Annotated in this window: 20 protein-coding genes and 1 tRNA gene; 15 read left to right on the top strand and 6 right to left on the bottom strand. The window is 70.9% G+C overall.

All coding sequences use genetic code 11. The features are described from left to right. The first annotated feature begins 143 nt into the window (after window positions 1-143). The 7 genes from paaA to ASF96_RS08550 all read left to right on the top strand — a co-directional run bounded on the left by paaA (window position 144) and on the right by ASF96_RS08550 (window position 5,623). Window positions 144-1,103 (top strand): 1,2-phenylacetyl-CoA epoxidase subunit PaaA, encoded by a 960-nt coding sequence (paaA, locus tag ASF96_RS08580; RefSeq protein WP_055838161.1) that lies wholly within the window; start codon window positions 144-146, stop codon window positions 1,101-1,103. Beyond that, entirely contained in the window at window positions 1,103-1,408 is a 306-nt protein-coding gene (gene paaB / locus ASF96_RS08575) for a 1,2-phenylacetyl-CoA epoxidase subunit PaaB (protein WP_055838158.1), read from the top strand. Before paaA ends, paaB begins: the two co-directional genes overlap by 1 nt. Continuing rightward, window positions 1,405-2,337 (top strand): 1,2-phenylacetyl-CoA epoxidase subunit PaaC, encoded by a 933-nt coding sequence (gene paaC, locus ASF96_RS08570; protein ID WP_442922488.1) that lies wholly within the window; start codon window positions 1,405-1,407, stop codon window positions 2,335-2,337. Before paaB ends, paaC begins: the two co-directional genes overlap by 4 nt. After that, on the top strand, window positions 2,331-2,810 hold the full coding sequence (gene paaD / locus ASF96_RS08565; protein ID WP_055938150.1) for a 1,2-phenylacetyl-CoA epoxidase subunit PaaD: 480 nt from the start codon (window positions 2,331-2,333) through the stop codon (window positions 2,808-2,810). Before paaC ends, paaD begins: the two co-directional genes overlap by 7 nt. Further along, window positions 2,810-3,955 carry a 1,2-phenylacetyl-CoA epoxidase subunit PaaE gene (paaE, locus tag ASF96_RS08560; protein ID WP_055938146.1) on the top strand — a complete coding sequence of 382 codons (1,146 nt, stop codon included), beginning with the start codon at window positions 2,810-2,812 and terminating at the stop codon, window positions 3,953-3,955. Before paaD ends, paaE begins: the two co-directional genes overlap by 1 nt. A gap of 10 nt (window positions 3,956-3,965) precedes the next feature. Beyond that, window positions 3,966-4,736, top strand: a complete 771-nt coding sequence (locus ASF96_RS08555; protein ID WP_055938143.1) for an enoyl-CoA hydratase/isomerase family protein — start codon at window positions 3,966-3,968, stop codon at window positions 4,734-4,736. A 143-nt stretch (window positions 4,737-4,879) separates the two neighbouring features. Further along, window positions 4,880-5,623 carry a hypothetical protein gene (locus ASF96_RS08550; protein WP_055938141.1) on the top strand — a complete coding sequence of 248 codons (744 nt, stop codon included), beginning with the start codon at window positions 4,880-4,882 and terminating at the stop codon, window positions 5,621-5,623. 71 nt (window positions 5,624-5,694) lie between these two features. Here the strand turns inward: ASF96_RS08550 and ASF96_RS08545 are convergent, their stop codons facing one another. Beyond that, on the bottom strand, window positions 5,695-5,979 hold the full coding sequence (locus ASF96_RS08545; protein WP_055838140.1) for a hypothetical protein: 285 nt from the start codon (window positions 5,977-5,979) through the stop codon (window positions 5,695-5,697). Between the two features lie 111 nt (window positions 5,980-6,090). Further along, entirely contained in the window at window positions 6,091-6,891 is an 801-nt protein-coding gene (locus tag ASF96_RS08540; protein ID WP_327037387.1) for a helix-turn-helix transcriptional regulator, read from the bottom strand. A gap of 190 nt (window positions 6,892-7,081) precedes the next feature. Here ASF96_RS08540 and ASF96_RS08535 point away from each other — a divergent pair, with 190 nt between their 5' ends. Beyond that, on the top strand, window positions 7,082-7,435 hold the full coding sequence (locus tag ASF96_RS08535; RefSeq protein ID WP_055838132.1) for a DUF485 domain-containing protein: 354 nt from the start codon (window positions 7,082-7,084) through the stop codon (window positions 7,433-7,435). Continuing rightward, complete coding sequence (locus ASF96_RS08530; RefSeq protein WP_055938137.1) at window positions 7,432-9,048, top strand: solute symporter family protein; 1,617 nt, start codon at window positions 7,432-7,434, stop codon at window positions 9,046-9,048. Before ASF96_RS08535 ends, ASF96_RS08530 begins: the two co-directional genes overlap by 4 nt. A 53-nt stretch (window positions 9,049-9,101) precedes the next feature. Here ASF96_RS08530 and ASF96_RS08525 read toward each other — a convergent pair whose 3' ends face one another. After that, window positions 9,102-9,635, bottom strand: a complete 534-nt coding sequence (locus ASF96_RS08525) for a methylated-DNA--[protein]-cysteine S-methyltransferase (RefSeq protein WP_055938134.1) — start codon at window positions 9,633-9,635, stop codon at window positions 9,102-9,104. A gap of 199 nt (window positions 9,636-9,834) precedes the next feature. Here ASF96_RS08525 and ASF96_RS08520 point away from each other — a divergent pair, with 199 nt between their 5' ends. Together ASF96_RS08520 and ASF96_RS08515 are read left to right on the top strand one after the other, a co-directional pair. Further along, window positions 9,835-13,542: an AAA family ATPase gene (locus ASF96_RS08520; RefSeq protein WP_082509499.1), complete on the top strand. Its 3,708-nt coding sequence runs from the start codon at window positions 9,835-9,837 to the stop codon at window positions 13,540-13,542. Window positions 13,543-13,549: 7 nt separating this feature from the next. After that, complete coding sequence (locus ASF96_RS08515; protein ID WP_055938131.1) at window positions 13,550-13,870, top strand: hypothetical protein; 321 nt, start codon at window positions 13,550-13,552, stop codon at window positions 13,868-13,870. Between the two features lie 90 nt (window positions 13,871-13,960). Here the strand turns inward: ASF96_RS08515 and mscL are convergent, their stop codons facing one another. Genes mscL through ASF96_RS08500 form a run of 3 tightly spaced genes read right to left on the bottom strand, consistent with a single transcriptional unit; the run spans window position 13,961 to window position 15,349 of the window. Continuing rightward, entirely contained in the window at window positions 13,961-14,383 is a 423-nt protein-coding gene (gene mscL, locus ASF96_RS08510; RefSeq protein WP_055838120.1) for a large conductance mechanosensitive channel protein MscL, read from the bottom strand. 34 nt (window positions 14,384-14,417) lie between these two features. Further along, a complete protein-coding gene (locus tag ASF96_RS08505) occupies window positions 14,418-14,732 on the bottom strand; it encodes an FmdB family zinc ribbon protein (RefSeq protein ID WP_055938129.1) in 315 nt (104 codons plus the stop codon). Between the two features lie 20 nt (window positions 14,733-14,752). After that, window positions 14,753-15,349 carry a 5-formyltetrahydrofolate cyclo-ligase gene (locus ASF96_RS08500; protein ID WP_055938126.1) on the bottom strand — a complete coding sequence of 199 codons (597 nt, stop codon included), beginning with the start codon at window positions 15,347-15,349 and terminating at the stop codon, window positions 14,753-14,755. 62 nt (window positions 15,350-15,411) lie between these two features. Here ASF96_RS08500 and galU point away from each other — a divergent pair, with 62 nt between their 5' ends. The 4 genes from galU (at window position 15,412) to ASF96_RS08480 (ending at window position 18,300) form a co-directional block, all read left to right on the top strand. Beyond that, complete coding sequence (gene galU, locus ASF96_RS08495; RefSeq protein WP_055939342.1) at window positions 15,412-16,302, top strand: UTP--glucose-1-phosphate uridylyltransferase GalU; 891 nt, start codon at window positions 15,412-15,414, stop codon at window positions 16,300-16,302. Between the two features lie 14 nt (window positions 16,303-16,316). Further along, the gene (locus ASF96_RS08490) at window positions 16,317-16,940 is read left to right on the top strand and encodes a GNAT family N-acetyltransferase (protein ID WP_055938123.1); all 624 of its coding nucleotides are present in this window, start codon (window positions 16,317-16,319) and stop codon (window positions 16,938-16,940) included. A gap of 100 nt (window positions 16,941-17,040) precedes the next feature. Further along, a complete protein-coding gene (locus ASF96_RS08485) occupies window positions 17,041-18,096 on the top strand; it encodes a hypothetical protein (RefSeq protein ID WP_055938120.1) in 1,056 nt (351 codons plus the stop codon). A 128-nt stretch (window positions 18,097-18,224) separates the two neighbouring features. Continuing rightward, window positions 18,225-18,300 (top strand) — tRNA-Ala (locus tag ASF96_RS08480). The last annotated feature ends 17 nt before the right edge of the window (window positions 18,301-18,317 follow it).

Genomic DNA, 18,317 nt, shown 5'->3' with positions numbered 1-18,317 from the left:
CGTCGAGACCGCGGACCATCGTGGGATCGCGCCGGTCGGGCGCCCCACGGGCCCGGGAAGACGACGGGGATCACGCCCGTTGCGGGGCGGCTCGCCCGCGGTTACACTTTTACTGAACGATCGGTCTGTAAAGGGAGTCGACGATGACGACAGCACTCACGACGGACGCCGCACTCGACGGCGAGGCGATGTTCGACGCCCTCATCGAGGCCGACGGACGCATCGAGCCCCGCGACTGGATGCCGGAGGGTTACCGCCGCACGCTGATCCGTCAGATCTCGCAGCACGCGCACTCCGAGATCATCGGCATGCAGCCCGAGGGAGCGTGGATCACGCGGGCGCCGAGCCTGAAGCGCAAGGCGATCCTGCTGGCCAAGGTGCAGGACGAAGCCGGACACGGCCTCTACCTCTACTCGGCGGCGCAGACCCTCGGCATCACCCGCGACGAGATGACGCAGCAGCTCGTCGACGGCAAGGCGCGGTACTCGTCGATCTTCAACTACCCGACCCCGACGTGGGCCGACATGGGCGCCATCGGCTGGCTCGTCGACGGCGCCGCGATCTGCAACCAGGTGCCGCTGTGCCGCGCCTCGTACGGACCCTACGGTCGCGCGATGGTGCGCATCTGCAAAGAGGAGTCGTTCCACCAGCGCCAGGGATTCGAGATCCTCCTCACGCTCATGCAGGGCACCGACGCGCAGCGAGAGATGGCGCAAGATGCCGTGAACCGCTGGTACTGGCCGAGCCTGATGATGTTCGGTCCCCCCGACGACGACTCGCCCAACTCGGCGCAGTCGACGGCGTGGAACATCAAGCGCTTCAGCAACGACGTGCTGCGTCAGCGGTTCGTGTCGATGCTCGTCCCGCAGGCGGCGGTGCTCGGGGTGACCCTGCCCGACCCCGACCTGCGCTTCAACGACGAGACGGGCCAGTACGACATGGGTGAGATCGACTGGAGTGAGTTCCACGAGGTTCTCGCCGGCCGAGGCCCCCTCAACACCACGCGGCGCCAGCACCGTCGCGACGCGCACGAAGAGGGTGCGTGGGTGCGCGAAGCCGCCGCGGCGTACGCGGCGAAGAAGAGCGCGAAGGCGGCCGCCTGATGGCGACTCCCGGGGGGAGCCCCGCCGAGACCTGGCCCCTGTGGGAGGTCTTCGTGCGCGCCAACCGCGGCCTCAGCCACGTGCACGTGGGCTCGCTGCACGCGCCCGACGCCGAACTCGCCGTCCGCAACGCCCGCGACCTCTACACGCGTCGCGGTGAGGGCGTGTCGGTCTGGGTCGTGCCCTCGGATGCCGTGACCACGAGCGATCCGGGAGCCAAGGGCGCGTTCTTCGAGTCGCCGGCGGGCAAGAACTACCGGCACGCGGTGTACTACACCGCGTCCGAGGGGGTGCCGCACCTGTGAGGACGACGACGGATGGGTCGCGGGCATCGGCGGATGAGTTCATCGACGTCACCGACGCGGGACACGGCGACGGCCCGCACGGCGTTAACCCGCACGGTGCCGACCCCCACGGCGACGACCCGCACGGCGACGTCTCGCTCGACGCCCGCGAGCTCGCCGCCGAACTGGCCGGCGGAGACGACCGCGCCACCGACCCCGACGTCGCCGCCTACGCGCTCGGTCTCGCCGACGACGCCCTGATCCTCGCGCAGAACCTCTGCGGCTGGATCGCGCGCGCCCCCGAGATCGAAGAAGATGTCGCCCTCGGCAACATCGCCCTCGACCTGCTCGGTCACGCGCGCTCCCTGCTGCGCTACGCCGGCAGCTACGACGGCCGCAGCGAAGACGATCTCGCCTACGGGCGCGACGAGGCGGAGTTCCGCACGATGTGGCTGTTCGAGCTGCCGAACGGCGACTTCGCGCACACGATCGCCCGGCAGCTGCTCGCGTCGACGTACCTTCTCGAGCTGTACCGCGACCTCACGGCATCCACCGATCCGGTGCTCGCCGCCGTCGCTGCCAAGGCCGAGAAAGAAGTCGACTACCACCGCGATCACGCCGTGCAGTGGACGCTGCGGCTCGCCGGCGGAACCGAGGAGTCGCGGCGGCGGTTCCTGGTCGCGCTCGACGACACCTGGCCGTACCTCGACGAGCTGTTCCGCGACGAGCCGCTGCACGACCGGCTCGCCGGTGTCGCCGTGCGTCCCTCGAGTCTGCGGGGCCGTGTCGACGCGGTGCTCGCCACCGTGCTCGACGACGAAGACGTGCCCGTCCCCGCGGTTCCGGGTTCGTCGGCGGGTGGGCGCCGTGGCATCCATCACCCCGCCTTCGGACCGCTGATCGCCGAGATGCAGGTGCTCGCCCGCAGGCACCCGGGAGCGACGTGGTGAGCGTCGAGCACGCCCGCGCCGTGGCCGCCGCCGTCGTCGACCCCGAGGTGCCCGTGCTCACCATCGACGACCTCGGCGTGCTCCGAGACGTGCGGGTCGACGGCGACACGGTCACCGTGACGATCACCCCCACCTACTCGGGATGCCCCGCGGTCGACGAGATCCGCGACGACATCGTGCTCGCGCTCACCTCGGCCGGTTTCGATCGCACGATCGTGAAGACGACGCTGAGCCCCGCGTGGACGACCGACTGGATGAGCGACGAGGGCCGACGCAAGCTCACCGCCTACGGCATCGCCCCGCCGTCGGGGAGGGCGCCCGCGGGTCCCATCCGCCTGCGACTGAGCGTGGCGTGCCCGCAGTGCGGCTCGCTCGACACCCGCGAACTCTCGCGATTCGGCTCCACCTCGTGCAAAGCGCTCTGGGAGTGCCGCGCCTGCCTCGAACCCTTCGACCACTTCAAGGCGCTCTGATGACGATGACGGATGCCACGACCCCGGCCGCGACGCGCGGGCCGGCAACGGGTCCCCGTGCGCGCGCCCGGTTCCACACGCTGCGTGTCGCCGATGTGCGGCCCCTCACCCCCACCGCGATCGAGGTGACCTTCGCCGTCCCCGACGATCTCGTCGACGCCTTCGACTACGCGCCCGGGCAGTACGTGGCCTTGCGCGCCACGGTCGAGGGAGAGGAACTGCGCCGCTCGTACTCGCTGTGCCGTCCGCCGACCCGGGGCGCCGTCAGCGTGGGCATCAAGCGCGACCCCGACGGCCGCTTCTCGAGCTGGGCGCACGAGGGGCTGCGCCCGGGAGATGAGGTCGAGGTGATGAGCCCGCAGGGCACGTTCGTCTCGAAGGCCTCCGTCGCCACCGGCCACGTCGTCGCGATCGCCGCCGGCTCCGGCATCACGCCGATCATGGCGCTCGCCGCCGATGTGCTCGAGCGCTCCGCCGACGCCCGCATGACGATCGTCTACGCCAACCGCTCCTCGACCGACGTCATGTTCGTCGACGAGCTCGCCGACCTGAAAGACCGCTACCCGGCCCGCCTCACGCTGCACCACGTGCTCTCGCGCGAGCAGCGTGCCGCTCCGGTCTTCTCGGGGCGCATCGACGAAGAGCGCCTGCGCCTCATCCTGTCGCGGCTCATCGACCCCGCCGCCGTCGACGAGTGGTTCCTCTGCGGACCCTTCGCGCTCGTGGAACTCTGCCGCGAGACCCTCGCCGAGGTGGGAGTGCCGCGCGAGCGCGTGCGCTTCGAGCTGTTCACCGCGGGTGACGGCGACGCCCCGGCGCAGACCGGGGGAGCGCGCCCCGTGCGCGTCCGCGCCGACGAGCCGGTGCGCTCGATCGATTTCACGCTCGACGGGCAGTCCGCCCACGTCGACAGTCCGGTCTCGGCGAACGAGACGATCCTCGCGGCGGCCCTGCGCGTGCGCCCCGACGTGCCCTTCGCCTGCGCGGGGGGCGTCTGCGGCACGTGCCGCGCGCGGGTGGTCGAGGGAGCCGTGTCGATGACCGAGAACTACGCGCTCGAACCCGACGAGATCGAGCGCGGGTACGTGCTGACGTGCCAGTCGCACCCGACGTCCGACAGCGTGCGCGTCGACTACGACGGATGAGAGGGATGCCGTGATCGACGACGTCTTCGCCGATGGTGTGACCACCATCACCCTGAACGCTCCGTCGCGACGCAACGCGCTCGGCATCGACGACCTGCGTGCGCTCGCCGCGGCCTACGACCGTGCCGAGGCCGACGGTGCGCGCGCCGTGCTGCTGCGCGGGGAGGGCCCCGCGTTCTGCGCCGGCCGCGACATCGCCGGCGTCGACCCGGCGACCGACGACGTGGCGGGGTACCTCGACGACACGCTCGCACCGCTGCTGCAGCGCATGGCGTCTTTCCCGGCGCCCACGTTCGCCGCCGCCCACGGGGCGTGCCTGGGCGTGGGCCTGGGCCTGCTCATCGCGACCGACGTCGTGTTCGTCGCCGACGACGCCAAGATCGGCTCTCCTTTCGCCGCCCTGGGCGCGACCCTCGACTCGGGGGGCCACGCGCTCTTCGTCGAGCGTCTCGGCACCCACGCCACGCTCGACCTCATCTACACGGGCCGCCTGCTGACGGGCGAGGAGGCCGTACGCGCGGGACTCTTCTCGCGGGTGGTTCCGGCATCCGAGATCCAGGAGGCCGTCGCCCTCGCCGCCCGTCGCGCGGCGAGGGGGCCGACGGCGGCGTTCCTCGCCAGCAAGCGCATCGTGACCGCGATCCGCGATGAGCGACGGGGGCTGTGGGAGGCGATGGCGCTCGAGAACCGTGCGCAGGCCTCCCTCGCTCGAACGGACGATTATCGCGAGGGTTTCGCGGCGTTCCGAGAGAAGCGTGCGCCGGAATTCGTCGGCCACTGATCCGGCGGCGACCGACGAGGTCACCGTGCGAGGGGCTGTCGCTGGGGGACGCATCGTGAGGGGGACCGGTGACCGCGGTGCGTTTCTCGGCCGGACGCGATGCGCAGCGCGTCGCTGCACGCCGGGATTGATTGAATCGGCTCATGTCGACCGATGAAGACGACGAACTCGCCCGCCTGCGCCGCCGCGCGTACTCGCCGACGGCGGACATCGCCTCCGACCCGGTGGCGCTCGCGCGGCTCGCGGAGCTGGAGCGGCGCGCCGCCGAACCCGCCGACCCTCCCTCTGCCGAGACCGATGAGGGCGGGGGCGCCTCGACCGACGACGTCGCCGAGGCGGCGCCGTCCGACGCCGACTCGTCGGGCGCCCGCCGGATCACGTGGTCGCGCCCGCGTCGGTCGACGATCGTCCTGGCGGTCGTGAGCGCCCTCGTGATCGTCGTGGCGGTGGTGGCGCTCGTGCTGGTGCAGCGGGTGCAGACGCACCCCCTGCAGGCCGATGCCGTCCAGGTGGCCCGCCTGAGCCCTGACCCGTCGTACGTCACGCCGGACTTCTTCACGGCGGGAGCCCCCGGGGGGACCGTGGCGTACACCGAGTTCCAGGGCTTCCGCGTCGTCGTCGCCGACCCGGGTCGCACCGACGGCCGTGGCGTCGCCTGCATCACGGTGTACCAGCCCGACCTGCTCACGATCGAAGGGGGCGGGGCGTTCTCGTACGACGGCCAGTACGTTCCCCAGGCCTGCGCCGCCGGCACGTTCCCCGCGGCGACCACCATCCGCCTCTTCGACGACGCACCCGAGCGGGAGCGCACCGAGTACCCGGCGGACACGGCGCTGCAGTTCGTGTACGACGAGCAGACCGATGAGGTCGTGGTCTTCCGGGGCTGATCCCGGCCGCGCCCGCGCGCACACGACGATGCCCCGGCACGCGGCCGGGGCATCGATCGCGGGGCAGGGCGTCAGGCGGCGGTGGTCACCGCGAACTGCACCGAGCCCTGCGGGTCGATCTGCGCGTCGAGCACGCGGTCGTCGAGGACGGCTGCGGCGTCGGCGTCGAGGAAGACGCGCGCTCCGGCGTTCTCGACCACGGCGTCGTTCGCTTCGGGGGCGTCGACCACCGACAGCGCGAACTGCGACTCGGGGGATCCCGCGCCCTCGATGCGGACGCCACCCTGCGGCGCGTCCGGGAACTGGGCGGTGATGGTCTTGACGGCGGTCGTGGCCTCATCGGTGAGTGTCAGCATGGGTGACTCTCCTTCTTTGTCGACGACAGGAGCCAGCCACGATGCCGAGAATCGACGGCGTCCTCAACCTGGCGAAGTCATTTCCAGGCAATTCCCACCGGGCCGCCGGGGTCAGGGGAGCAGCCCCGCGCGCCGCGCGCGGGTGACGGCGGCGTGGCGCGTCGAGGCGTCGAGCTTCGACATCGCCGAGGCGAGGTACGACTTCACGGTGGTCTCGCGGAGCTGCAGAGAGGCGGCGATCTCGCTGTTCGTCGAGCCCACGGCCGCGCACGCGAGCACGTCGATCTCGCGGGGCGAGAGATGCACGTCGGGGTCTTCGCATCTCGCGGGAGCGTCGCCGGTCAGGGCGGCCAAGCGTGCCTCGAGGTCTTCGAGGCGCCGGCGCACGTCATCGTCGCCGACGGTCGCCGCGATGCTCCGCAGTTGCGCGTAGCTCTCGCGGATCTCTTCGCGCGCGCCCGTGCTGAGGCCGCTCTCGGAGGCGGGGGAGGTGGCGAGGCGACGTTCGACCTCGGCGCGCACGCGCAGTTCGGTTCCGAGCTCGCCGGCGACGTCGAACGCGGGCCGCGCCTCGACCTCGCCGACCTGCGACTGGGCCCATGATCCGCAGTAGAGCACCCCGCGCGCGGTCCCGCCGACCAGCACGGGGACGGCGAACAGGGTGGCGATGCCCTCGCCGAGGATGGCGCGGTCGTAGTCGTGCGTGATCGTCCGCGACGTGCGGTAGTCGAGGGTCATGCGTGGCCGACGCTCGACGAGGGCGCGTCCGCCGAGGCCGCGGGACGCATGGACCACGAGGCCCTCGATGCTGCGCGTGCGGGCTCCGACGATGGTCGAGACGTGCACGGCGCCGTCGTGCTCGAGCCCGCCGAAGGCGACGGGGAAGTGGGTGCGCCGGGCGAGTTCAGCCACGGCATGCGACACGAGCGTCGCATCGTCTCGAAGAGGGGACGGTGCTTTCACGCACTACCTACTTCCGGGGGTGACGGCTTCGTCGCCGCGTTTCGTAGCGTCGACAGTATCACCGGGAGCGTTTCCACGACCCCGGTCGTATCCCCCATCGGCGCAACGCTGCGCCGGTCCCATGAGGCAAGGAGGCCACATGACGGACAGAAGGATCGACCCTGCCCCCGGGGGCGGAGTCGACTACATCGCGGTCGAAGAATCGGCACCGTTCCAGGACCTGAAGAGGCGTCAACGCCGCTTCGTGTTCCCTCTCGCGGTGGCGTTCCTCGTCTGGTACTTCGCCTACGTCCTGCTGTCGTCGTTCGCTCCGGCGTTCATGGCGCAGCCGGTGTCGGGGGCGATCACGGTCGGACTCGTGCTCGGGCTGGGACAGTTCGTCACGACGTTCGCCATCACGATGGGTTACGTCGCCTACGCCAACCGTCGGCTCGACCCGCGCGCCGAGGCCCTGCGCGCTGAGCTCGAGCGCACGGAACGGGGGGAGTCGTGAACGACGTCGTCGCCACCGTCGCCGCCGCGGTCGACACCGTGGAGAACAACCCGGTCCTGAACATCTCGATCTTCGGCGCGTTCGTCGCCGTGACGCTGTTCATCGTCATCCGGGCCAGCCGCAACAGCAAGACCGCGGCCGACTACTACGCGGCCGGCCGCTCGTTCACCGGCCCGCAGAACGGCTTCGCCATCGCCGGCGACTACCTGTCGGCGGCGTCTTTCCTCGGCATCGTGGGCGCGATCGCCATCAACGGCTACGACGGCTTCCTCTACTCGATCGGCTTCCTCGTCGCGTGGTTGGTCGCGCTGCTGCTGGTGGCCGAGCTCATGCGCAACACCGGCAAGTTCACGATGGCCGACGTGCTGTCGTTCCGCCTCAAGGAGCGCCCTGTCCGCATGGCCGCGGCCCTCACCACCCTCGCGGTCTGCTTCTTCTACCTGCTGGCCCAGATGGCGGGCGCCGGTGGTCTGGTCTCGCTGCTGCTCGGCATCACCGAGCGCGTCGGGCAGTCGATCGTCGTCGCGGTCGTCGGCCTGCTCATGATCGTCTACGTGCTCATCGGCGGAATGAAGGGCACCACCTGGGTGCAGATCGTGAAGGCGTTCCTGCTCATCGGCGGGGCGCTGGTCATGACGATCTGGGTACTCGCGATCAACGGCTTCAGCCTGAACACCCTGCTCGAAAGTGCGGTGGCCGCCTCGCCCAAGGGGGAGGCGATCCTCGGACCCGGCCTGCAGTACGGCGCGAACCCGTGGGACTTCATCTCGCTCGCCCTCGCCCTCGTGCTGGGCACCGCGGGGCTTCCGCACGTGCTCATGCGCTTCTACACCGTGCCGACCGCCAAAGAGGCGCGTCGTTCGGTGGTGTGGGCCATCTGGCTGATCGGGATGTTCTACCTCCTCACGCTGGTCCTGGGGTACGGCGCGGGCGCGCTCGTGGGCTCCGAGGCGATCCTCGCCGCTCCCGGCGGCGTGAACGCTGCGGCACCGCTGCTCGCTCTGGCGCTGGGCGGACCGCTGCTGCTCGGCTTCATCTCGGCGGTGGCGTTCGCGACCATCCTGGCGGTCGTGGCCGGTCTCACGATCACCGCGGCGGCCTCGTTCGCGCACGACATCTACGCCAACGTCGTGAAGAAGGGCGACGTGCCGCCCGACGGCGAGGTCAAGGTGGCCCGGCGCACCGTGATCGTCATCGGCGTGCTGGCGATCGTCGGAGGTATCGGCGTGCAGGGGCAGAACGTGGCGTTCCTGGTGGCGCTCGCTTTCGCCGTCGCCGCCTCGGCCAACCTGCCCACGATCCTGTTCTCGCTCTTCTGGCGTCGCTTCACCACGCGCGGCGCCGTGTGGAGCATGTACGGCGGTCTGGCATCGGCTCTGCTGTTGATCTTCCTCTCGCCGGTGTTCTGGGGTGGGCCCACCAGCGTGTTCGCGAACACCGGGGTGGCGATCTGGCCGCTGAACAACCCCGGTGTCGTCTCGATCCCGCTCGGGTTCTTCCTGGGGTGGCTCGGCTCGGTCACTTCGCGCACGGCCGAGGATCGAGGCAAGGCCGCCGAGATGGAGGTGCGTTCGCTCACCGGTTTCGGGGCCGAGAAGGCCTCCGACCACTGACCGCTTCGACGCCCGGCTCCGCTCCGGCGGGCCGGGCGTCGTCGCGTCCGTCGTCAGACGGGTTCGCTCAGCGACTCCGAGGCCACCGCCGCGCTCTCGAGCGAGAGCAGGTATTGCTTCACCTCGGGGTGACCGCCGTACTCGCCGATCGAGCCGTCGGAGCGCACCACGCGATGCACCGGGACCACGATCGAGAACGGGCTCGCCGCGCAGGCGGTACCCACCGCACGCGCGGCGCGGGCGACGCCGGCCATCATCGCCACCTCGCCGTAGGCGGCGACCTCGCCGTAGGGGATCTCGCGCGTCGCCTCGAGCGCGGCCCGCGTGAAGCCGCGCACGAAACGCCAGTCGAGGTCGACGTCGAACTCCCGACGGCGCCCGTCGAAGTACTCGTCGAGTTGAGCGACGAGGTCGGCGCCGGGGCCGGGATCGGGGTCGGGCACCACGCCCAGTCGCTGGGAGATGTCGGCTCGGGCTCGCTCGATGCCGCCGTGCGCCACGTCGAGTCGCACGAGGGCGTCGTCGACGAACGTCAGGAGGACGGGACCGATCGGACCGTCGTACTCGGTGCTGGTGACTCTGTTCATGCGCCCATCTTCACGAGGCGGAGGTGGCGGTGCAGCGGCCTTCCCGCGAATGGTGGACGACGCCGCCATGTCGCCACCTGGGGAGGAACCGCCGGTGGTGCGGCGTGTCGCCGATTACGGCGAAACTCGGCCCCACTACAGGAGATCCTCGGATGCCCGGCTTAGTCTGGCAGGTGTGTGGCGAGCTGAGGAGGGTACCGTGATCGGTGCCGACGAAGACGGTCCGGCAGCGACCGTCGACCCGGCGGAGCTGCGGCTGTCGGAGCCCGGGATCGTGGTGCGGCACGTCGCCGACCCGGAACGCGATCGCATCCGCGCGGAAGCTGCCGCCCTGGGTGGGCGTTCGACTCTGCTGCGCTTCGACGACGCGCTCGACGCGGGCATCGACATCACCAAGGCGCACCCCGGTTCGCTCCCGCAGTTCATCACCGGGCGCGCCACCATGCTCTCGAACCTCTTCCGCGACGAGGTGGCGCTGCGCACCGCCCGCATGGCCGCGGAGCGCATCACCGCCAAGAACGTCGAGCTGCGCACCGCCCGCGGTCTCGAGCCCGTCCACCTGGCCGTCGGTCTCGCCGCCTGGAAGATCGGGGGAGTGGAGTGGTCGGCGCCCGTGCTGCTGCGTCCGCTCGCCATCCGTCGTCACCACGGCGACTTCGAACTCAAGCTCCACGGCGCCTTCGTGATGAACCCCGAGCTCGCGCGCGCCTTCCGCACGCACCTCGGCATCCAGATCGACAGCGCGGCCCTCGCCGGGCTCGCGTACGACCAGGGCGTGTTCAAGCCGCAGCCGGTCATCGACCACATCCGCCGGCTCACCACGCACGTGCCCACCTTCGTCGTCCACCCGCGCCTGGTGATCTCGTCGTTCGCCGATGTCAGCTCGGGCATGGTGCGCGACACGCAGCACCTCGACGACACCCTGCTGAACGCGCTCGCCGGTCACCCCGACGACCGGGCCCGCGTCACCGTCCGCCGCGACGAGCCGGTGATCGTCAGCCCCGACGAGCGCACCCCCGCGGCCGACACCTTGCTGCTCGACGCCGACGCCGAGCAGGAGCGCGTGCTCGCGCGCATCGCCGCGGGGCACTCGCTCGCGGTGCACACGCTGCCGGGCACCGGCGGCACGCAGACCGTGATCAACGCCATCGGCCAGCTCGTGCACGACAACAAGCGCGTGCTCGTGGTGAGCGCTCGGCGCTCGACCCTCGACGGCATCCGCCACCGCCTCGCCGGTGTCGGCCTGGCCGGTCTCGCCGTCTCACCGCACCACGTACGCCGCGACCTCATCCGCGCGATCGGTCGCAACGAGAAGGCCGAGCAGCCCAAGGTCGCCGAGATCGACGACGCCCTCGTGCGCCTTCGCACGGTGCTGCGCGACTACCGCTCGGCCGTGACCGAGCCGCACCTGGCGCTGGGCGTCTCGGCGCTCGACGTGCTGCGCGCGCTCACCTCGCTGGCATCCCAGTCCCCGGCGCCCTCGACCGAGGCGCGTTTCGACCTCACGACGCTCGAGCGTCTCGCCGGTCGTCGCGACGCCGCCGCGCGCGCCCTCGCGATGGCCGCCCGCCTGGGTGAGTTCCGCTTCGGTCCCGACGACTCGCCCTGGTACGGCGTCAGTTTCACGCGCACCGAAGACGCGCGCGCCGCGCACGAGCTGGCCGGCAAGCTCCACGCGCAGGACGTTCCCCGTCTGCTGGAGCGCGGCTACGAGCTCATCGCCCAGACGCGCATGCGGCCGTTCCAGACGGTCTCCGAGCTCGGCGCCTACCTCAAGCTGCTGCACGGCATCCGCGAGTCGCTCGATCGCTTCAGCCCCAGCGTGTTCGAGCGCCCCCTCGGCGAACTCATCGACGCGCACTCCCCGCGCCGCGACGCCTCGGCCATGAGCGGTCCGAACCGCCGCCGGCTCAAGCGCCTGTCGAAGGAGTACGTGCGCCCCGGGGTGCACGTCACCGACATGTACGAGGCGCTCGTGCGCATTCAGCAGCAGCGCACCGAGTGGCAGCGCGTCGTCGAAGCGGGCGTCACCCCCGAGGTGCCGCTGGGCCTGGCCGACGTGCACGTCGCCTGGCAGCGCACCGACGCCCTGCTCGGCGAGCTCGACCAGATCCTCGGCCGTCAAGGTTCCGACCGCCTCGCGACCCTGCCGGTGCAGCGTCTCGTGCGGACGCTGGCGGGCCTCGCGGCCGAGTCCACCTTCTTCGACAACCTCGTCGAGCGCGCACAGCTGCGCTCCGAGCTGGCCCGTCTGGGCCTGGAGCAGCTGCTCGTCGAGCTGTCGGTGCGCCATGTTCCCGAGGAGCGCGTGGGCGCCGAGCTCGAATTCGCCTGGTGGCAGTCCGCGCTCGAGCACCTCCTGCGCACCGATCGCGCGCTGCTGGGGGCCAACACGAGCGTCGTCGACCGCCTCGAGCGCGACTTCCGTCTGGTCGATGAGGCGCACGCCGCTGCCGCCGGTCCGCTCCTGGCCGCCCAGCTCGCCACGCAGTGGCGCATCGGCATCGTCGATCACGCCGACGAGGCCGCCGCGCTGAAGCGTTCGCTGAAAGACGGCCTGCACACCGCTCAAGAGATCTCGGATGCCGCTCCCACCCTGCTGCGCACGCTCGCGCCGGTGTGGCTGGCGTCGCCGTACGAAGTGCCCGACGTGCCGTGGGACCTCGCGTTCGACGTCGTGATCGTGGCGGACGCCGCCGCCCTCTGCCTCACCGAGGCCACGCCGGCCCTGCGCCGGGCGCGCCAGGTCGTGCTCTTCGGCGACCCCGTGGTGCAGAAGCCCACGCCGTTCCGCGTCAGCGCATCGGTGGCCCCCGTCCCCGATGAGGCCGACGAGGTGCCGTTCGATGAGATCTCGGTCTTCGAGCGCATCGCTGAGCTCTTCCCCGTCGAGACCCTCACGCGCAGCTACCGCGCGGGCGGCGAAGACCTCTCGCAGCTGGTGAACGACGCGTTCTACGGCGGCGAGATCGTGTCGCTGCCCTGGGCCGGTTCGTACCTCGGCCGCGGAAGCCTCAGCGTCGACTACGTCGAGGGCGGCGTCGGCGCCCCCGACCCCATCAGCGGTGCCGTCGAGAGCCCCGATGCCGAGGTCGCCCGCGTGGTGACCCTCGTGGTCGAGCACGCCGTCAACCGCGCGTCCGAGTCGCTCATGGTCGTCACGGCCAGCCGCACGCACGCCGAGCGCGTGCGCGCGTCGGTGGTGGCCGCTCTGGCCGGTCGCTCCGACGTCGCCGAGTTCGTCTCGCGCGACGCCGCAGAGCCCTTCTCGGTGCTGACCCTCGAAGAGTCGGTGGCCGAGAGCCGCGACCGCGTGATCTTCTCGCTGGGCTTCGGCCTGACCCGTCACGGTCGCGTGCTGAGCGACTTCGGCGACCTGTCGACCCCCGACGGCGAGCGTCTGCTCACGGTCGGCATGACGCGCGCGCGGCGTTCGATGGTGATCGTGTCGTCGATCCGCCCGTCGTCCTTCGATGACGGACGCCTCGAGCACGGGGCGGCGACGCTCATGGGCATTCTCGGCAACCTCGCGGCGCGTGGTCGCGAGAGCCGGCTCGAAGACCTCGCCGACCCGCTCACGCGGGCCCTCGCGCGCGAACTCCGCCGCTTCGGTGTCGAGGTCGACGTCGACTATCACGGACTCCTGCCGCTCGTGGCGCGATACCGGGGCAAGGCCGTCGTCGCCGAGAGCGATCCCGAGACGATCGGGGAGTCCCTGCGCGAGACGCTGCGTCTGCGCCCGCAGATCCTGCGTCGCCTGGGCTGGCACTACGTGCGCGTGCACGCGTTCGACCTGTACAGCGATCCCGCCGGTGTGGCATCGCGCATCGCCGAGCTGCTGGGGGCCGCCCCCGCAGACGCCGCCGCGCCCGACACCACCACCGAGCCGCTCGATCTCTCCGGTTGATCCGCCGATGAGTACGACCCCGGATGCCGCCGGGCCCGGTCCCGTGCCCGGGTCGACCGACCCGTCGGCGCTGACCGAGACCCCGGATGGGTCGGTGGATCCGGCCATCGTCGACGTCGCTCCCGCGTCCGGGACGCCCACCCCGCACGCCGTTCGGCAGCCCGTGGTGCGCGTGCGCGGGTCTCGCCGCGCCCGGCTGATGCCGGCGCCCGGCACGACCGCAGAACCCGCGCCCGCCGACGACCCCGCGCGGGGCGCGTCGGCCGGGCCCGTGGCATCCGGTCCCAACGACGAGCGCATGCTGCGCGACGTTCCCCCGCACTACTGAACGGGCCCGGCCCCTGCCGAGACGCGCACCGCGCCGGGAGTCCCTCGGTGGGGTGTCACGGCGCGGTGCGCGGCTGTCAGAGAGTTGCGGTCACCGCGTGCTGTTCTGGCGCTCCAGCAGGTCGCGGATCTGAACGAGCAGCTCCTGCTCGGTGGGCAGCTTGGGCTCGTCCGAGGCCGCGTCGGCCACACCGGCGCGCGCCGCGGCGCGGGCCTTCCAGTGGTTCATGGGGTAGACGAAGACGAAGTACACCACCAGTGCGACGGCGAGGAAGCTGATGATCGCCGTCAGCAGGCCGCCGAGGGGGAACACCACCTGCTGGCCGTAGATTCCCGTGATCGACGGCCCGAACTCGCCGTTGTCGTTCGGCTGGTAGAACACCTGGACCAGCGGATTGATGAGCGACGCGACGATTGCGTTGACGACCGCCGTGAAGGCCGCGCCGATGACGACGGCGACGGCGAGGTCGATGACGTTCCCGCGGAGAATGAACTCTTTGAATCCCTTGATCATGCGCTTGTTCCCCTCTGGCCGCGCCGACTCGGAGTCAGGATGCCGAGGACGGGGCGGACGGCTTCGATTCCGACTTCGATGATGTCGAAGAACTCGAGGCGCCGCCAGCGCTTGCGCCGGACGACGATCCACTGGACGACGAGCCGCTCGACGACGAGCTGCTCGACGAGGAGTTGCGGGAGTCGGTGCGGTAGAAGCCCGAGCCGTTGAAGGTGACGCCGATCGAGCCGTACTGCTTGCGCACCTCGCCGCCGCACTCGGGGCATTCGGTGAGCGCGGCATCCGTGAAGGACTGCACGGTCTCGAAACGGTGACCGCACTGCTTGCAGGCGTAGGCGTAGGTGGGCATCGTGCTGTTCCTTCGGGTGATCAGGCGGTGTGTGCGGCCAGCGGCAGCGTGCGCGTGGGGGTGACCACGCCCGTGACGGGCTGGTCGTGCACGTCGCGCGGCACGTCGTCGATGAGTTCGGAATCGAAGATGACCGCGTAGACCGGCGGGCACTTCTCCATCGAGCCGAGGGTCTTGTCGAAGTATCCGCGCCCCCATCCCAGGCGCATTCCGCGGGCGTCGACCGCGGCGGCCGGGATGACGAGCAGGTCGACGTCGTTGACGGCGATCGGACCGAGCACCTCGCCGACGGGTTCGGGAAGACCGAACAGGCCCTCGGCGATCTCGGCGTCGGGTGTGGCGACGGTCCAATCGAGCAGACCGTCTTCGCGTGTGAGGGGAAGGAGCACCCGGATGCCGCGCGCCACGGCGCCGGCGACGAAGGCGTGGGTGCCGGGTTCGGTGGGCGTCGACAGGAAGCACGAGATGCTGCGCGCGCCGAGGCGGGCCACGAGCTCGTCGAGCTGACGGGTGATCCCGGCCTCGGCCTCTTCGCGTGCGTGAGCGGAGATGCCCTGGCGGCGTTCGCGCAGGTCGGCGCGCAGTGCGCGCTTGGCCTGCTCGATGCGATCCGGCATGCCGTCAGTCTACGTGCGAGCGTCCTCCCGCCGGCGTCGTCGGACCCCGGTAGGGTATGGCCATGCCTCATAAGCCCTTCAAGGCCGTGATTCCGGCCGCCGGACTCGGTACGCGCTTCCTTCCCGCCACCAAGGCGATGCCGAAGGAGATGCTGCCGGTGGTCGACAAACCGGCGATCCAGTACGTCGTCGAAGAGGCCACCGCGGCCGGGATCGACGATGTCCTCATCATCATCGGCCGTAACAAGAACAACATCGCCAACCACTTCGACTCGATGCCCGAGCTCGAGGCGAAGCTGCGCGAGAAGGGCGACAGCGACAAGCTCGCCAAGGTCGAGCACTCGTCCGACCTCGCCGACGTGCACATGGTGCGCCAGGGCGAGCCGAAGGGCCTCGGCCACGCCGTGCTGCGTGCGCGCGCCCACGTGGGCGACCACCCGTTCGCCGTCCTGCTGGGCGACGACCTCATCGACGAGCGCGACCCCCTGCTCACCACGATGATGCAGGAGTACGACAAGCGCAACGCCACCATCATCGCCCTGATGGAGGTCGACCCCGAGCACATCCACCTGTACGGTGTTGCGGCCGTCGAGGCCACCGACGATGAGGGCGTGGTCAAGGTCACCCAGCTCGTCGAGAAGCCCAAGGCCGAAGACGCCCCCTCGAACCTCGCGATCATCGGTCGCTACGTGCTCGGCCCCGACGTGTTCGGCATCCTCGAGCACACCGAGCCCGGCAAGGGTGGCGAGATCCAGCTGACCGACGCGCTCGAAGAGCTCGCCACCGGTGGCGGCGACGGCGGTGGCGTGTACGGCGTCGTCTTCCGCGGCCGCCGTTACGACACCGGCGACCGCGTCGACTACATCAAGGCCATCGTGCAGCTCGCCGCCGACCGCGACGACCTCGGTCCGGCCCTGCGCCCGTGGTTCAAGGAGTTCGCAGCGGGTCTCTGACCCGGCGAGAAGCCATGGATCTGTCGGTTCCGAGGCGGCACGACGAGGTCTCGATCCGTCTCATCCGCAACCGCGATGCGCGGGTGCTCCAGCAGCAGCTGATCGACAACCGCTCGTGGTTGCGCCGGTGGGAGGCGACCAGCCCCGACGGGCCGGTCTCGTTCGACATGCGCCTCGGCATCCGTCGTCTGCTGCAGCAGTACCGTGACGGCCTCGGCGTCCCCTTCGTGATGGCGTGGGACGACGAGGTCGCCGGGCAGCTGAACGTGTGGGGGGTGTCGCGCGGTTCGCTCGCCTCGGCGACGATCGGGTACTGGGTCGCCGAGGAGTACGCGGGGCGCAACATCACCACCGTGAGCGTGGCCATGGCCACCGACGTGTGCTTCACCGAGCTCAACCTGCATCGCGTCGAGATCTGCATCCGCCCCGAGAACCACGCGAGTCTGCGCGTGGTCGAGAAGCTGGGCTTCCGCTACGAGGGACTCCGCCGCCGGTACATCCACATCGACGGCGACTGGCGCGACCACTACGCCTTCGCCCTCGTGCGCGAAGAGGTGCCGCACGGTGTGCTCGACCGCTGGACGCGGGGTCAGGTGCCCCCCGATGCGGCGCGCATTCCGCCGGCCGACCGGCTGTGACCGGGGCCATTCGCTCTTTGTGGGCCTGATCGGCGAAACTCTCGGCACGACACGCGGGAGGATGCCGAGGTGTGATCTCTCGGTGACCTACCGTTGAGCCATGGGTGGGCAGGTACTGAGCGGCGGCGTGATCGTCTTCGTCGCCGTCGCGCTCTGGTTGGTGTACCTCTTGCCCTCGTGGCAGAGCCGGCACCGTTTCACCGCCGTCGAACGAAACGCGGTGCGTCTGAATCAGGCCCTCCGGGTGCTCGCCGAGACGGCCGAGACCCCCCGTGAGGTGCGCCTCGAGCTCACCACCCGCACCGCTCATCAGCAGCAGAAGCTCGCTCGTCAGGTGCAGGCGCACAAGGCGCAGACCGAGTTGGCCGCCGCGAAAGCCCGCCTCGAGGTGGCGCGCCTCGAGAACGCCCGCGATCTCGACGTCGTGAAAGAGCAGCGCGCCGCCGCCGTCGAGCTGGCCCGCGCCGAACGCGCCGCGGCCGTCGAGGTCGCCCGTGCCGAGCGCGCCGCGGCCCTCGAGACCACGCGAGCCGAACGCGCCGCCGCGGTCGAGCGGGCGAACGCCGAGCGCGCCGCGGCCGTCGCGCGCCCCGAACTCCGTCGCGCCCGTGCGCGCCGTCGCTTCCGTCTCTCGGTGACGATGGTCGCCCTGCTCGGCGCGATCGCGTCGGGTGTCGGGGCGATCCAGGTCGTCGCGGGCGGCCTTCCCGTGCTGCTCGTCGCCGGCGCCGCGGTGGTGCTCGCCTCTCTCGTCCTTCTGCGTCGCGTGTCGGTCGTGGCCGCCCGTACCGGTGCGCGTCCCCTCGAAGCCGCCGCCCCGCGCGTCGCGGCCGTGGTGCAAGACGTCGCCCTTGTTCCCGAACCGCGTCCCACCTGGACCCCGCGCGAGCTTCCGCGCCCGCTGGTCGCCTCGGCCGGCTCTCGCGCCGCCGCGGTCGTCGACGAGCAGATCGCCCGCGAGGCGCTGCGCGCCGCCGCTCGCGAAGAAGCTGCTCGCGAGATCGCCGCGCAGCAGGCGCCCACCCCGATCGAGACGGCACGCCCCGCAGCCGCGGCGGCTCCGTCTTCGCCCTACGCGTCGATGGGATACGTCGACGACAGCGAGATCGAGGACCACGTGCGTCAGCTGCTCGAGCGGCGCGCGGTCGGCGCCTGAGTTCACCCCTCCCCGTAAGGGAGAGCCGGCGGTATGCCCGAGTCGGAATGCGGCGTCGCGGAACCGTGCGGGGAGTGCGCCCGGGTTCGAGGCACGCCGCTCTGCGTGATAGTGTTGTCGAGGTTTCCGGGCCTGTGGCGCAGTTGGTAGCGCGCCTCGTTCGCATCGAGGAGGTCAGGGGTTCGAATCCCCTCAGGTCCACCATGTGATGTCTCGCGACA

Origin of the sequence: Microbacterium sp. Leaf179, assembly GCF_001423785.1 — a bacterium.
In the GTDB taxonomy this organism is placed as follows: domain Bacteria; phylum Actinomycetota; class Actinomycetes; order Actinomycetales; family Microbacteriaceae; genus Microbacterium.
This window is presented reverse-complemented; position numbering and strand designations above follow the sequence as displayed.

Coding starts and splice junctions, on each gene's coding strand:
- ASF96_RS08485 (WP_055938120.1), top strand. CDS start 17,041: ATGGGTGGGCAGGTACTGAGCGGCGGCGTGATCGTCTTCGTCGCCGTC.
- galU (WP_055939342.1), top strand. CDS start 15,412: ATGCCTCATAAGCCCTTCAAGGCCGTGATTCCGGCCGCCGGACTCGGT.
- ASF96_RS08550 (WP_055938141.1), top strand. CDS start 4,880: ATGTCGACCGATGAAGACGACGAACTCGCCCGCCTGCGCCGCCGCGCG.
- ASF96_RS08490 (WP_055938123.1), top strand. CDS start 16,317: ATGGATCTGTCGGTTCCGAGGCGGCACGACGAGGTCTCGATCCGTCTC.
- ASF96_RS08545 (WP_055838140.1), bottom strand. CDS start 5,979: ATGCTGACACTCACCGATGAGGCCACGACCGCCGTCAAGACCATCACC.
- ASF96_RS08505 (WP_055938129.1), bottom strand. CDS start 14,732: ATGCCCACCTACGCCTACGCCTGCAAGCAGTGCGGTCACCGTTTCGAG.
- paaB (WP_055838158.1), top strand. CDS start 1,103: ATGGCGACTCCCGGGGGGAGCCCCGCCGAGACCTGGCCCCTGTGGGAG.
- ASF96_RS08525 (WP_055938134.1), bottom strand. CDS start 9,635: ATGAACAGAGTCACCAGCACCGAGTACGACGGTCCGATCGGTCCCGTC.
- ASF96_RS08535 (WP_055838132.1), top strand. CDS start 7,082: ATGACGGACAGAAGGATCGACCCTGCCCCCGGGGGCGGAGTCGACTAC.
- ASF96_RS08500 (WP_055938126.1), bottom strand. CDS start 15,349: ATGCCGGATCGCATCGAGCAGGCCAAGCGCGCACTGCGCGCCGACCTG.
- paaE (WP_055938146.1), top strand. CDS start 2,810: ATGACGATGACGGATGCCACGACCCCGGCCGCGACGCGCGGGCCGGCA.
- ASF96_RS08515 (WP_055938131.1), top strand. CDS start 13,550: ATGAGTACGACCCCGGATGCCGCCGGGCCCGGTCCCGTGCCCGGGTCG.
- mscL (WP_055838120.1), bottom strand. CDS start 14,383: ATGATCAAGGGATTCAAAGAGTTCATTCTCCGCGGGAACGTCATCGAC.
- paaA (WP_055838161.1), top strand. CDS start 144: ATGACGACAGCACTCACGACGGACGCCGCACTCGACGGCGAGGCGATG.